Origin of the sequence: Streptomyces sp. (assembly GCF_019510245.1) — a bacterium.
Lineage (GTDB): Bacteria > Actinomycetota > Actinomycetes > Streptomycetales > Streptomycetaceae > Streptomyces.
This window is the reverse complement of record NZ_JAEKKT010000059.1, coordinates 1-14,324: the sequence shown is the minus strand read 5'-3', so window position 1 is coordinate 14,324 and position 14,324 is coordinate 1. Positions and strand designations below refer to the sequence as shown.

Sequence of the window (14,324 nt, the reverse complement as noted above, 5' to 3'; positions counted from 1 at the left end):
CCCGCGCTCTGTGGCGGCTCGGCCTGCATCCGGATCAGCCCTCCTCCGTCGTCGACGGGCCCTCACCGCCCGCCTGGTGGCATGCCGCCGGGCTGCGTTACGCCACCGCGCGTCCGGGTCGAAGCACGCCGAATTCGGCCGAAGCTCCTTGACCTCAAGCGAGGTTGAGTTCTTACGGTCGGTTTCTCCGAGAGCAAGTCAGGCGACGACGGAGGGACCGGCCGTGGAGTACTCGCACAGCGATGCCGAACTGATCCAGCAGCCCATCGGCTACTGGAGTTGGGCCGCGTTCAAGGCCGTCGTCGACCGCACCCGCGCCGCACTCGCCGGGCTCGGTACCACCCAGCCCCAGTGGTGGGTCCTCGCGCAGGTAGCGCGTGCCGACACGGTCAGGACCCGCGCCGAGGTGTCCCGCCTGCTGCGGAACTACCTCGACACGGGCACGGAGAGCATGGAGTCCGAGATCGATACGACCATCGCCCTGGGGTGGATCACCGAGGACGCCGAGGGCCGCCTGAGCCTCACGACCGACGGCAGGGCGTTCTACGACCGGGCCGCGGCCGTCCAGGACGAACTGCGGGCGGAACGGCACGCCGGCATCTCCGACGAGGAGTACCTCATCACCCTCAAGGTGCTGCAACGCTTCATCCGCAACACGGGCGGCCAGGCCTGGCACCACTAGCCTGCCACCACCGCCGGCCGTGTCGCGCCGGGCCCGCGGCGCCTCGGTACCGGTAGCAGCCACCAGGCCGACGCCACCGACAGGACCGCGCCCACGGCGATCCCCTCCAGGCGGGTCGGCAGCAACGACTCGGCGTTCTGGCCGAAGTAGCCGAGGAGGAGGGAGAGGGCGCAGGTCATGCCGGCGGCCCAGTAGGCGTAGCTGAGGGGGCGCAGCCAGAGGGCGACCGTGAGGATCGTGAACATCAGGGCCACCGCGGTGTGGCCGGTGATGCCGGCCGCCGCGACGCCGGTGGCCAGGAGCGTGCCGACGCAGGCGCCGGCCAGGCGCTCGACTCCCTTGCGCAGGACGTCGGTCCGCCCGCGGTTGCCGCTCGCCGCGACGTAGGCGGTCAGCACGACCCAGGGCCAGTGGTCGTCGAAGAGCAGGTGGCCGACGGCGAAGGCGGTGGCGATCCCGGCGGCCATCTGGAGGGCCATCCGGGTGCTGGGGCGCGGGTGGAGGCGGGAGCGGCGGGCGGGCGGGGCGGGGGGCGGGACCGGGCGCCAGGGGCCGAGGCGGTCGCCCAGGGACTGGACCAGCCAGACCGAGCCGCACGCCACCGTCCCGATCAGCGCCGACCAGCCCCAGGTCACCAGTCCGCTCTGCGCCTCGCGCGGCAGTGCGGGACCGGGGACCACGAGCAGGGCGACCAGCGGGAGGGCGATGAGCGTGCCGGGATCCAGATGGCCAGCGCCATCCCGGCCGTGTAGACGGCCGCGCCCGCCGCGTAGTGGGCGGCGAGCAGGCGGCCGACGAAGATCGAGGCGGCGGCCGTCGCGGGCAGCAGCACCAGGGAGATCAGCCGTCGGCGGGTGCCGGCGGTGCGCTGGGTCGAGGCGAGGGTCAGGGTGAGGGCGACCGCGAGGACCAGCACGTCGGTGTGCAGCCCGGCGGCCCCCTCCAGCACCAGCGCGGCCCCCCAGGAGAGCAGCACGGCCGTCATCGTCAGCCCGGCTTCGTACGCGTTGCGTATGAGTTTGGCGGTCACCAGTTGAGAGTACCGGGCCATTTCGCCATCGAATAGTAAGCATTCGCGTACGATCTTCTGCCATGGACCACCTCACCGAAGCCGCTCGTATCCGTCGTGCCGTCCTCCGGTTCAACCGTCGGCTGCGGCAGGAGCGCGGGGACGGGAGCCTCAGTCCCAACCAGCTGTCGGTGCTCGGCCACCTGTACCGGCGCGGGCCGTCCACGCCCGGCGAGGTCGCGGCCGCCGAACGGCAGCGGCCGCAGTCGCTGACCCGGGTCTTCGCGGAGCTGCAGGCGGAGGGGCTGGTCGGACGGGCGCCGGACCCGTCGGACCGGCGGCAGTCCGTGCTGAGCATCACCGAGGACGGGCGGCGGGCGCTGGAGGACGACATGGCGCAGCGGGACGCCTGGCTGGCGGGGGCCCTCGAGTCACTGAGCGAGACCGAGCGCGGGGTGCTGCTGCTCGCCGCCGCCGTGATGGAGCGGCTGGGGGACACGGCGTAGGTCAGAAGCCGCCGCCGAAGTCCCCGCTGTCGCCGCCCCCGCCGCCGAAGTCCCCGCCTCCCCCGCCGAAGTCGCCGAAGTCCCCGGGGTCGAAGTCCGCGCCCGACACGTCGCCGCCCTGGTAGCCGGCGGTGTCGAAGCCGCCGAAGTCGCCGTACCCGGTGCCGTAGTCGGCCGCGTAGGCGGGGGCCGACATCCAGCCGCCCAGGGCGGTGCCGATGAGGAGGCCGGGGAGGATGCCGCCGCCGAAGTAGCCGCCCGCCCAGGGGCCGTAGGCCGGGCCCGCGTCCCAGTACGGGCGGCGGCCGTAGTCGGTGTCGACCTCGCGGACCGCGGGATCGCGGCCGTCGGCCAGGCGGGTGGCGTCGGCCGCGCAGACCGGGACCTCTCGGGGCGCGCCGCCGGCCGGGGTCCAGGTGGCGTCCGTGACCGAGGGGCCGTGCCGGGGGTCGAAGAAGCAGGGCGGGCGGCGCTCCGGGAGCGGGCGGCCCTCGCGGCGGGCGGCCAGCCGGGCGAGCGAGAAGCGGCCGTCCTCCAGTGCCTCGGTGACCGCCCGGACGTCCTCGGGTCTGCGGGCGCCGGACATCGCGGACTTCGCCTGGTCGTAGGCGTTCAGCGCGCGCTCGTAGTCGGCGCGCATCGCGTCGTCGGCGCGCGGCTCGGCCGGGTGGAAGTCGAGGCGGTCCAGTTCCTCGCCGAACGCGGTGATGTCCTCGTCCACGACCACCCGGAGCCGGTCCAGGGCGGCCCGCCGCTCCTCCTCGTGGCGCCGGCGGCCCCGGCGGACCAGGGCGTACGCGCCCGCCCCGCCGGCCACGACCACGGCTCCGATCGCGATCAGCGCCGTACTGGAGACGCCCGAGCCGCCCGTGCCGCCGCCCCAGCTCGTGGGGGCCTTGCCGCCCATGTTGGTCAGGGCGCGGTCGGTGAAGTCGGTCAGCTGGGTCCTGGCGTTCTCGCCCTGGACGCTGGTGACCAGGTTCTGGACGGCCGTCCGGGGCAGGACCGAGGAGTCGGCGCGGGCGTCGAAGCGGTCGCCGAGGCGGACGGCGTAGAGGCCGGTGACGCCGGTGGCGGTGCGCAGGTTCGTGAAGAGGTCCTCGGTGGGGTAGCCGGACGGCAGGACGGCGACGAACAGGGGTTTGTCCGCGTCCTTGATCTGCCGGGCCAGTGCGTCGGCGTCGGCCGTGGAGAGCTGGGCGGCGGCGGCCGGGTCGACGTACACCGGGTTCTTGCGCAGGGCGTCGGCTACCGCCGAGACGCCGGTGGCCGCGCTCGCCCGTGGGGCGGGCGCGGCCAGGGCGACCAGCGCCAGCGCAAGGGCCAGGAACAGCAGCCCCGGGAGGCTTCGGGTGGTCCGTCGCACCGCGTTCATGCTTCGAACCTACCCCGAAGCCTCCCGGGGAGGGCTGTCCTCCTACGCGGCCCGGTAGGCCTCCGTCAGCTTCTCCACGGCCGCCGCGTACTTGCCGGTCAGCAGCAGGTGGTCGGCGTCGGCGAAGGGCTTCGAGACGGCCGCGGTGACCGACTGCCCGATCTTCGCCTGGACCAGCAGGCGGGCCTTGCCGACCAGCTTGCGGCCTGCCGGGTCGGAGCCGGCCCGTTCGGCCGCCCCGGCCGCCGCGCCGAGCGCCTTCAGGGTGGCCTCGCCGCCCTTGGGGGCCTTGGTCAGCGTGGTCAGACCCCAGCCGTAGGGGTACTGCGGGTCGTACGACGCGTCGCCCACGTTGATCGGCAGCTGCGCCTCTGACTTCGGCCAGGTGACCGGGAGCTGCCCGGTGAAGGCCTTCTTCCCGTAGAGCACGTCGGCCACGCCGTCGCCCTCCGTGCCCGGCAGCCAGGACGCCACCAGGGCGTCGATCTCGCCGAGCCGGTCACCGATCAGCTGCGGGCGCCCGGAGACGACCAGCACCGCGCACTTCATGGCCGCGCAGACCTTGTCCACGGCGGCCTGGTCGGCGGCGGACAGCACCAGGTCGTTGCCGTTGCCGACGTCTCCGACGCCCTCGGCGTACGGGGTCTCGCCGACCACGACCACGCCCACGTCGTAGCCGCTCGTCGGCGCGGAGGCGTCCTGGGAGTAGGTGACGTCTCCCCCGGCGTTCTTCATGCCCTGGAGGATGGTGGTGCCGGTGGTGTGGGTGCCGGACTGGCCCTGCCAGGTGATGGTCCAGCCGCCGGTCTGGTTGCCGAGGTCGTCGGCGTTGGACCCGGCGACGTACACCTTCTCCGACTTCTTCAGGGGCAGCACGCCGTCGGAGTTCTTCAGCAGCACCTGCGACTCGGCGGCCGCCTGCCGGGCGACGGCCCGGTGCCCGGCGGAGCCGATCTTCGAGGCACCGGACGTGTCGGCGTAGGGGTGCTCGAAGAGGCCCAGCCTGAACTTCTGGGTGAGGATGCGGGAGACCGCGTCGTCGATGCGCCGCTCGCTGACGCTGCCCGCCTTCACCTGGTCGATCAGGGTCTTCGTGAAGTCCTGGTAGCTGTACGGCACCATCATCATGTCGACGCCCGCGTTGACGGCCGTGCTGACGTGGGACGCGTAGTCGCCCGGGAGCTGGTCGATGGCGTTCCAGTCGCTGATCACGAAGCCCTGGAAGCCCATCCGGCCCTTGAGCACCCCGTTGATCATGTCGGCGCGGGCGTGCATCTTCACCGGGCCCCGGCCGTCGCCGACGATCTCCAGAGAGGAGTACGACGGCATGACCGTACCGATGCCCCGGTCCACGGCGGTCTGGTACGGCGCCAGGTGGATGGCCTCCAACTGCTGCCGGGTGACCGTGGTGACGCCCTGGTCGATGGTGTACGTGCCGGTCGTGGACGAGCCGTAGGCGGTGCCGCCGTCACCGACGAAGTGCTTGGCGGTGGCCAGCACCTTGTCGTCGTCCTTCAGGTCCCGTCCGTCCGCGCGCCCCTGGAGGCCCTGGATGACGGTCTCCATGGACTTCACGAGCGCCGGGTCCTCGCCGAAGGACTCGTAGGAGCGGCCCCAGCGTTCGTCACGGCTGACGCAGAGGCACGGGGCGAAGTCCCAGGAGACGCCGGTGGCCCGGACCTCGGAGGCGGTCACCGCACCGGCCTGCTCGGCGAGCCCGGGGTCGCGGGTGGCGCCGATGCCGATGTTGTGCGGGAAGATCGTGGCGCCGGCCAGGTTGTTGTGGCCGTGGACGGCGTCGGCGCCGTAGATCAGCGGGATCTGGAACCGGGTGGCCTGCGCCCGGAGCTGGAAGCCGTCGATCATCCGCGCCCAGGCCGCGGCCGTGTTGGGCGTGGGGGTCGAGCCGCCGCCGGAGAGCAGCGAGCCGAGGTCGTACGCGGCGACGTCACCGCCGGTGCCCACGGCACCGCGCTCGGCCTGGGTCATCTGGCCGGCCTTCTCCTCCAGGGACATCCGGGAGAGGAGATCGGCGACCCGCTTCTTCACGGGCAACCTGCTGTCCAGGTACGGCAGTCCGTGCGCGTCGACGACGACCTGCGGGCTCTCCGCGGGGGCCTTGGCGCCGGTGACCGTGAGCTTGAGCGGGATGGTCTCCGCCGGTTCGGCCGAACGGTCCTTCAGCGTCGGCACCTTGATGGTCTGCGTGGCCCCGGAGGCCGTACCGGACGGGAAGGTGAGGGTGCCGGAGACCGCCTTGTAGTCCCTGCCCGCCTCGGCGGTGCCGCCCGCCGTCGTGTACGCGACGGTGACCGGGTCGTCGATCGGGGCGGAGCCGGTGGTGGCGACGGTGACCTTCACGGTCGCCGTGCCGCCCTCCTTCACCGGGTACACGGCCGCGTCGGTGCTGACCGCCGCGCGCAGCGCCTGGTCGGCCTTGCCGTACAGCTCCACGTCGTCCATGGCGAACCGGCCCTTGACCCCGACGGGCAGGGTGAGCGCGTAGCCCCACATCTGGGTCAGGCCGAGGACGTGGTCGATGCCGCCGACGGGCTGGTAGTCGGTCCGGTAGACGAAGTCCGTGAACGGGATCTCGATCTGCTTCCAGCCGGCGAAGTCGTCGGTGAAGGACGTCGTCCACAGCTCGGAGGCCTCGCCGTTGGCGCCGCCGTCCTTGATCTCGAAGGCGATCTTCTTGCCGTTGTCCTGGCCGTCCCACCAGAAGCGGATGCCCTGGTGCGCGGACCAGTCGTGGGCGGGCTCGGTGGCGGCGAAGTCGTGGGTGAAGCCGCCGTATCCGCTGATGTCGTAGGTCCCGGCGAGGACCTTCGCGCCCTCGGGGGCGTCGGCGCGGTCGGCGAGCTGGAGCGCGGGCGGGTCGTCGCTGTCGCCTCCCCAGGTGAAGATGCCCTCGGCGGGCTGGGAGGCGAAGGGGACCTCGCCCTCGAAGCGGTCGACGGGGGTGGGGGCCGGGTCCTCGGCGGCACTGGCGGCGGACAGGGGTATCAGGGCTGCGAGCAGTGCGGTGGAGACGAGCAGGGCGGTTCTTGGCATGGACCTTCCCTCGACTCTCTGGTTCACTCGGGGCTCTCACAGTTCACTCATGGCTTAGATCACGTCGTGAGTTAACTAACGGCTCGCACCCCCGTCAAGACGTCCCGTCAGGAAGGGCGATGTGCCCATGAGAAGACCCCCCCACACCCTGCGCCTGTTGCTGGCCGGGTTGCTCACCGCGGCCGGCTTCAGTGCCGTCGTACCGACGGCGCACGCGGCCGGTGAGCAGGTCACCGCGTACCTCACCACCACCGACGACTCCGCCGGGCGCCATGTCACCCGCGGGCTCCAGGCGCAGGCGCCGTTCGCCTTCTCCGCCGGGACCGGGGGCGGCGGCACGAACATCACCGTCGACGAGAACACCCGGTACCAGACCTTCACCGGCGGCGGCGCGTCCTTCACGGACACCGCGGCCTGGCTGATGAACAGCAGCGGGGCGCTGTCCCAGGCCACCCGGGACGCCACCATGAAGAAGCTGTTCTCCCCCACGGACGGCATCGGCCTGTCCTTCCTGCGCAATCCGATGGGCGCCTCGGACCTGGCTCGGTACGGGTACACGTACGACGACGTACCCGCCGGACAGACCGATCCGAACCTCGACGGCTTCTCCCTCTCGCACGACCTCGCGGACGTCGTGCCGCTCACCAGGCAGGCGCTCCAGCTGAACCCCTCTCTGACTGTCATGGCCTCGCCATGGACGGCGCCCGCGTGGATGAAGGACAGCGGCTCGCTCAACGGGGGCTGGCTCAAGTCGGAGGACTACGCCGCCTACGCCGCCTACTTCGTGAAGTACCTCCAGGCGTACCAGGCACAGGGCGTCAAGGTCTCCTACGTCACCCCGCAGAACGAGCCCACCTGCTGCTCCGGCTACCCGTCGATGAGCTGGAACGCCTCCGGGCTGCAGTACTTCCTCAAGAACGACCTGCTGCCGCAGCTCCAGTCGGCCGGCCTGTCCACCAAGGTCCTCGCGCACGACTGGAACTGGGACGTGTACGACTCCTACGCGGCCGCCCTCATCGACGACGCGACGATCCGCAACCATCCCAACTTCGGCGGGATCGCCTGGCACGGCTACGGCGGTGACGTCTCCGAGCAGACCACCGTGCACAACCAGTACCCGACGCTGGACGCCTTCGGCACCGAGCACTCCGGCGGCACCTGGGTCGCCGACCAGCACAAGGAGGACATGTCCAACATCATCGACTACACCCGCAACTGGGCGAAGTCGGTGACCAAGTGGTCGCTGGCCGTGGACCAGAACATGGGCCCGCACAACGGCGGCTGCGGCACCTGCACGGGCCTGGTCACCGTGCACAACGGGGACGGCGCGAGCGGGACGGTCGACTACACCGTCGAGTACTACGACATGGGCCACCTGACCAAGTTCGTGCGGCCCGGCGCGCAGCGGATCGCCTCCACCGCGTCCACCGCCGTGCCGAACGTGGCCTGGCGCAACCCGGACGGCTCGAAGGCGCTGATCGCCTACAACGACTCGTCGAGCGCGCAGACGGTGACCATCGACTGGGGCTCCCAGCACGCCACCTACGCGCTCCCCGGCAAGACCTCGGCGACCTTCACCTGGTCCGGCACCCAGTCGGGCGGCTCCGGCCAGACCGGTGCGTTCGTGGGGCTCGCGGGCAAGTGCCTGGACGTGGCGGGCGGTTCGACCGCGAACGGCACGGCCGTCCAGCTCTACGACTGCAACGGCACCACCGCCCAGCAGTGGACCGTGCAGTCCGACGGCTCGGTCCGGGCGCTCGGCAAGTGCCTCGACGTGACGTCGGCGTCGACGGCGAACGGCGCGAAGGTCCAGCTCTACGACTGCAACGGCACCGGTGCGCAGCAGTGGTCGTACAACTCGTCCACCGGTGACGTGGTGAACACGGCGGCCGGCAAGTGCCTGGACGTCACGGACAACTCGTCCGCGAACGGGGCACGGGCGCAGATCTGGTCCTGCACGGGCGCCCCCAACCAGAAGTGGCATCTGCAGTAGGGCGGTAGGAGTGCCGTGAGGCGTACGACGGGGGCGGCGGCCGTGCTGGGCACGGTCGCCGGTGCATTGCTGCTGAGCGGTTGCGGGGCCGAACTGTTGCCGCTGGTGGCGGTACGGCGGGTCGCGAACGGGGCTCCGGAGGCGCTGCTGCGGCCGTGCGGGCGACGACCTGATCACCGGACTGTCGCTGACCGGAACACATGATGATCCCGAGCAGAACCTCTCGGGCTGGGAGGCCAAGGACGAGCGGCGCGGGACCGATGCGGAGTTACGGCTGTTCTCGCCGCCGGCCGCCTGGCACGCCACCCCCGCGGGCAAGCAGCGGCTGGTGGCGGGCTATTCGTACGAGCTCGCCTTCGGCAAGGCCGAGCCCGATTACGACTACACCGGCGCCGTCACCTTCACGGCCGAGGACCTCGCCGCGCTGAAGCCCGGCCAGGTGTGGGCCGACGGCCGGGCGATGAGCCTCGGCGAGTTCGAGAAGCTCGCCGAGGACTCCTTCTGAACCCGGGGGCCTACTCCGCGGGCTCCACGCCTGCGCGCAGCAGGCCGTACGTGTACGCGTCCTCCAGGGCCTGCCAGGAGGCGGCGATGACGTTCTCCCCGACGCCCACCGTCGACCATTCGGCGCTGCCGTCGGAGGTCGAGATCAGGACCCGGGTGGTGGACTCGGTGCCGTGCTTGCCCTCCAGGATGCGGACCTTGTAGTCGACGAGATCCAGCTTGGCGAGTTGCGGGTAGATCTTCTCGAGGCCCACGCGCAGGGCGCGGTCGAGGGCGTTGACGGGGCCGTTGCCCTCGGCGGTGGCGACGATGCGCTCGCTCTTGGCCCAGAGCTTGACGGTGGCCTCGTTGGCGTGGGTGCCGTCGGGGCGGTCCTCGACGATGGCCCGCCAGGACTCGACGCGGAAGTAGGAGCGGGGTTTGCCCTCCACCTCGGCGCGCAGCAGGAGTTCGAAGGAGGCGTCGGCGGCTTCGTAGGTGTAACCCTGGAGTTCGCGTTCCTTGACGCGCTCCACCACCCGGCCGACCAGTTCGCGGTCGCCGCCGAGGTCGACACCGAGTTCCTTGCCCTTGAGCTCCACCGAGGCGCGGCCGGCCATGTCGGAGACCAGCATGCGCATGATGTTGCCGACCAGGGCCGGGTCGGTGTGCTGGTAGAGGTCGGGGTCGACCTTGATCGCGGAGGCGTGCAGGCCCGCCTTGTGCGCGAAGGCCGAGACACCCACGTAGGGCTGGTGGGTGGAGGGGGTGAGGTTGACGACCTCGGCGATGGCGTGCGAGATGCGGGTCATCTCGCGGAGCCGGCCCTCGGGCAGCACCTTCTTGCCGTACTTCAGTTCCAGGGCGGCGACCACCGGAAACAGGTTGGCGTTGCCGACCCGCTCGCCGTAGCCGTTCGCCGTGCACTGGACGTGGGTGGCGCCCGCGTCCACGGCGGCGAGGGTGTTGGCGACGGCGCAGCCGGTGTCGTCCTGGGCGTGGATGCCGAGCCGGGCGCCGGTGTCCGCGAGGACCGTGGAGACGACGGCGTTGACCTGGGCGGGGAGCATGCCGCCGTTGGTGTCGCACAGGATGACGACGTCCGCGCCGGCGTCCGAGGCGGCCCTTACGACCGCCTTCGCGTACTCGGGGTTGGCGCGGTAGCCGTCGAAGAAGTGCTCGCAGTCGACGAAGACCCGGCGGCCCTGGTCCTTCAGGAAGGACACCGTGTCGCGGACCATCTCCAGGTTCTCGTCGAGGGTGGTGCGCAGGGCCAGCTCGACGTGCCGGTCGTGGGACTTGGCGACCAGGGTGATCACCGGGGCGCCGGAGTCCAGCAGCGCCTTGACCTGGGGGTCGTCCGCGGCCTTGGCGTTCGCCCGGCGGGTGGCGCCGAAGGCGACCAGCTGGGCGTGCTGGAAGTCGATCTCCTGCTGGGCGCGGGCGAAGAACTCGGTGTCCCGGGGGTTGGCGCCCGGCCAGCCGCCCTCGATGAAGCCCACGCCGAAGTCGTCCAGGTGCCGGGCGATGGCCAGCTTGTCCGCGACGGTGAGGTTGATGCCCTCGCGCTGCGCGCCGTCGCGCAGCGTGGTGTCGAAGACGTGGAACGAGTCGTCCAGCTCGTTGGTTTCCGTCTCGGTCATGGTCTCAAGGCTCCTGATGTCGAATCTCGGTCGTACCGGAATGACCGGCTCCACCGTCCCTCCATGATCCCTCGCGCCCGTCTCCCGGCTGAAGGTGGGCCGGAAAACGAAAAAACCCCTCGCGGGTGCGAGAGGTCTGCGCGCGGGTCGAGGACGACGATGGCCACCCGTACCTGGTCGTACGTGGTGGTCACTGCGGACCGGCGCGCCTGCTGCCAATAATCATGGCGAACGAGAGCACGGGGGCAGTCTGGCACAGACCGCCCCCGGCTCACTCACCGTCTCAGTATGCGGTCGTCACACTGGGCGCCTCAGGGGTTGCCATCGCGCCAGATCCAGGTCTCACGCCTCCCGCTTGATGCCATACACCGCAGGGTCGGGGCACGACCGGGACGAACGCATAGGGACCGGCATCCAGAGGCCTGTAGCGGGGAGCGGTGAGCTGTTCGTGTCCTGGCGCTTCACCATCGCACCGGCTTGGATGACCGGTCCAATCATGAGCCTGTCGCGATTTCCGTCGGGCTGCGCAGCAATGACGGGTTCCGTTTCCGACTCGGACAGGCGGGCCGTCCGCACTCGGCAAGCTGGGCGTTGTTAGCCTCCAGCGCGCCGCCGTCGGCGCCTCGCATCTGTCGGGTGTCAGGCTCGGAGAACACTGAGCCGGACCTGCGGCGGCTTGTCTTTGACACTGCTGCCTCGTGGTCCGCGTTCACCGCCGTCGGGTGTGGCCTGCACGGTAGCCACAGAGCCGCGGTCCACGGCGGACGGAGTACAGGTTTGGATCCGTGGCGTGCCCCGAAGAGCCGGATCCTCTCTCACACGGCCTCGATCTGCTCACGCCTGACAGCATTCCCATGCGCCAGGCGATCTTGAGCGGCCCGTAGCCGGGCTTGGCCAACCGCCACCGAGTCCACTCCCACTGGGCGGATGCACACCGTGTTCTCCCCGAACCGGGTGCGCTCGTGGAATGCTCCGCGTCTGACCGCGATCGCTCCGGCGGCGAGTTGGCGCACTGTCTCCTCGGCGAGCACCTCCTCCACAGCCCTGCGCAGTTGGCGCTCGTGGCCCTGTCGGCCTCGGATTTGCAGTGTGCCTCGGTGCCTTTCGCTATGGCCGTAAAGGTGGCGTCCTCGAACTCGTCAGCAGCGGCGGCCTCGACGTTGATCGCGGCGACCTGTTCCTGCAGTCATTCTCAGCGGCGGTATATATCCCGGGATACGTTGGCCGCGATCTCGGTGTCGACGATGGCTATCGTTCTTACGCCTCGAACCTACTTTTCCCATTTCGGCGCAAGCTCCAGAATCTCGGTGAGCGCCGCCTCGAATCCTCCACCGCCGCCCCACACGAACACCCAGACCCGCGCCCGGGGATGCGGCGAGCACGTCGGCACCGCAACGGGCCAACTGGGAGGGAGGCAGATGGCGCTGGCTGCGCGGCAGGCGCTGCCGGGCAGAGAGGATCTCCCCGGAGGACACGCTGCGGCGCTCACCCACCAGCTTCGACACAGCACCGTCCACCCATACCTTCAGCTAACGAAACTCCGAACCAGGACCGGCCAGTCCACCATAACCACGGACATCAGCCCGATCACCGCCCTCGACGCCAACCCTGTTCCACCGCTCAGCGGCAAGGACACGCGCCTGCTCCTCCATCACACCCCGCACCGCCTCCACATGCCCCGGCCCTGACCGCTCCTCAACCGACACGCCACGATCGGCCTCCATCCCCGCCCGCGCCACACTCGCCACATCCTCCCAATACCGCTCCGTCTCCCACGCCTCCGCACTGCCCGGACGCCGCTCCAGCCCCACCCCGGGAGGAGAAACCCCCGCGTACACCTCACGCGCCCACACCATCCAGTCACGCGGCACCCCAACCCCCTCCCCACCCACCCCGGCCACTTCCCCCGGGGCAGCAAACCGCTCCTCGACCAGCCCGGCCGGACCCCCACCAGGCAACCCCAGCCCTCCCCGCCCGACCCCCTCACCATCCACCTCCATCCGCCCACCCGACGACTCCCCGAACACCTCCCCACGTCCACCAACCACACCCACCTCCTCACCGCTCAGCCCACCCTGCCCACGCTCCCCACCCCACAAAAACTGCCTCACCCCCGGCACCAACCGCACCTCCCCCGCCCTCTCCACACCACCCTCCCGACCCCGCCCCTCAAGCACCGGCAACCCACCCCTCGGCAAGCCCGACCCCCCAGCCACCTCACCGGCCACACCCGCATCCAGCCCCAGTGCAACCAAGCCAGCCCCGGTCACCCAATACCTGTTCCCTGGATCCTCACGGATCAGGTACTCATATCCCCCCTCCGGGAGGTCGGACATGATGCGGTACACCTTCCGCCTGCCATATGTGGTTTCCTCCTCGATGTCCTCGACTTGCGGCAGCTTGCCTTCATTGGCAGGGTCAGAGGAATAGGACCATATGGCCCACAGCACCTTGCGCTCTGCTTCTTTGAGTTCTGGGAGCACCGCCCGGTCACCCGCAGCTCCGCCCGGCAGAGAAGGCCCAGCTCCGCCCGGATCCCCACCGGCCGGCCCAGCAGCCGCGTCCACCGGCAGCCCGAGCACCAACCGGCCCCCGTCGCCCAGCCGATACCTAGACCCCTGGCGATCATCACGGCCCAGAAAGCCCCTTCCTGTCAGGCTGCGCAGCCGTCTATGCAGCGTGCGGTCTCGCAAGTCCTTATCCATGTTCTTTGCGATGTCATGTACCCCCACCAGCTGGCCTGTGTCTTGCCTCACCTTCCAAACGACCCAGAGCAGATCACGCTCGTTGTTTTTAAGGCTCGAGCCGCCTGCAAGGAGTCTACGCACAAGCTGCCGGAACACCTCCCGGCCATCGGGGCTCAGAAAAAGCTTTCCAACCCTCTCCTTCATCAGCAATTCCTTTTTCACCAACTCACTCCTAAGGCAGCCGATCGCCTTTGGGTCCGCTTGCTCGCCGGAGATCTCGCTGATTTTTGCTGTGATGGTATTTATATCCGGCACGCTGTCTCCCTCCGGCGTCAAAAGCCCAATCACCACAAACGCCCGGTGCTCCTTGACTCCGAGAGACTTGGCCTTGCCCACCGACGGCAACACCACCTCGACGTTCCCCCAGACCACATCACTCGCCGGCTCGCCCTCCCCCCTCCACAAAAGCCGCCGCGCCCGCTCCAGCAGCCCACCGCCATCCAAGCCCTCCACACCCTCCAGGCCCTCCCCCCCGTCCTCGCCCTCCCCACCGTCGAGACCCTCCCTGCCGTCCTCGCCGTCCCTGCCGTCCTCGCCCTCCCCGCCGTCTGCACCGTTCCCGTGGTCTGTTTCGCCGGCCTGACCGAAGTCCGCGACCCCCCACAACCCGCCCCCCAAGCGCGCATCCCCCACCTCCGCAGCCATCCCGGACGGTCCAGCAACCTCGCCGGCCGCATCGGCCGACTGCAACAGCGCCCTCACACCCTCCGAGCCCACACCCCTCTCAAGCGCACCCTGCCCACCCCACAGAAACTGCCCCACCTCCGGTTCCAGCAGCCCGTCCCCCACACCCCCCCTATCACCGGCCAGACTCCACCCCCCGAACGCCAAC

Annotated in this window: 9 protein-coding genes and 1 pseudogene; 4 read left to right on the top strand and 6 right to left on the bottom strand. The window is 70.4% G+C overall.

Translation table 11 applies throughout. The features are described from left to right. The first annotated feature begins 223 nt into the window (after positions 1-223). Entirely contained in the window at positions 224-682 is a 459-nt protein-coding gene (locus JF597_RS02905; RefSeq protein WP_293988227.1) for a MarR family winged helix-turn-helix transcriptional regulator, read from the top strand. Here JF597_RS02905 and JF597_RS02900 read toward each other — a convergent pair. Together JF597_RS02900 and JF597_RS02895 are read right to left on the bottom strand one after the other, a co-directional pair. Next, a complete protein-coding gene (locus JF597_RS02900; RefSeq protein WP_293988224.1) occupies positions 679-1,362 on the bottom strand; it encodes an FUSC family protein in 684 nt (227 codons plus the stop codon). The genes JF597_RS02905 and JF597_RS02900 overlap by 4 nt on opposite strands. Further along, positions 1,314-1,712, bottom strand: coding sequence for a hypothetical protein (locus JF597_RS02895; RefSeq protein WP_293988221.1), 399 nt, complete (start codon positions 1,710-1,712; stop codon positions 1,314-1,316). Before JF597_RS02895 ends, JF597_RS02900 begins: the two co-directional genes overlap by 49 nt. A gap of 62 nt (positions 1,713-1,774) precedes the next feature. On the opposite strand from JF597_RS02895, the gene JF597_RS02890 reads away from it, so the two are divergent. Beyond that, on the top strand, positions 1,775-2,197 hold the full coding sequence (locus JF597_RS02890) for a MarR family transcriptional regulator (RefSeq protein WP_293988219.1): 423 nt from the start codon (positions 1,775-1,777) through the stop codon (positions 2,195-2,197). Position 2,198: 1 nt separating this feature from the next. Here JF597_RS02890 and JF597_RS02885 read toward each other — a convergent pair whose 3' ends face one another. Together JF597_RS02885 and JF597_RS02880 are read right to left on the bottom strand one after the other, a co-directional pair. Next, positions 2,199-3,572 carry a hypothetical protein gene (locus tag JF597_RS02885; RefSeq protein ID WP_293988216.1) on the bottom strand — a complete coding sequence of 458 codons (1,374 nt, stop codon included), beginning with the start codon at positions 3,570-3,572 and terminating at the stop codon, positions 2,199-2,201. A gap of 42 nt (positions 3,573-3,614) precedes the next feature. Continuing rightward, positions 3,615-6,626: a glycoside hydrolase family 3 N-terminal domain-containing protein gene (locus tag JF597_RS02880; protein ID WP_293988214.1), complete on the bottom strand. Its 3,012-nt coding sequence runs from the start codon at positions 6,624-6,626 to the stop codon at positions 3,615-3,617. A 127-nt stretch (positions 6,627-6,753) separates the two neighbouring features. On the opposite strand from JF597_RS02880, the gene JF597_RS02875 reads away from it, so the two are divergent. Together JF597_RS02875 and JF597_RS02870 are read left to right on the top strand one after the other, a co-directional pair. Further along, complete coding sequence (locus JF597_RS02875) at positions 6,754-8,619, top strand: ricin-type beta-trefoil lectin domain protein (protein WP_293988212.1); 1,866 nt, start codon at positions 6,754-6,756, stop codon at positions 8,617-8,619. 328 nt (positions 8,620-8,947) lie between these two features. Further along, positions 8,948-9,124: a hypothetical protein gene (locus JF597_RS02870; protein ID WP_293988209.1), complete on the top strand. Its 177-nt coding sequence runs from the start codon at positions 8,948-8,950 to the stop codon at positions 9,122-9,124. A 10-nt stretch (positions 9,125-9,134) separates the two neighbouring features. On the opposite strand, the gene cimA is transcribed toward JF597_RS02870, so the two are convergent. Both cimA and JF597_RS02860 read right to left on the bottom strand, forming a co-directional pair. Then, positions 9,135-10,745 carry a citramalate synthase gene (gene cimA, locus JF597_RS02865; RefSeq protein ID WP_293988206.1) on the bottom strand — a complete coding sequence of 537 codons (1,611 nt, stop codon included), beginning with the start codon at positions 10,743-10,745 and terminating at the stop codon, positions 9,135-9,137. A gap of 1,529 nt (positions 10,746-12,274) precedes the next feature. After that, a pseudogene (locus JF597_RS02860) lies at positions 12,275-14,324 on the bottom strand (hypothetical protein); the annotation flags it as partial.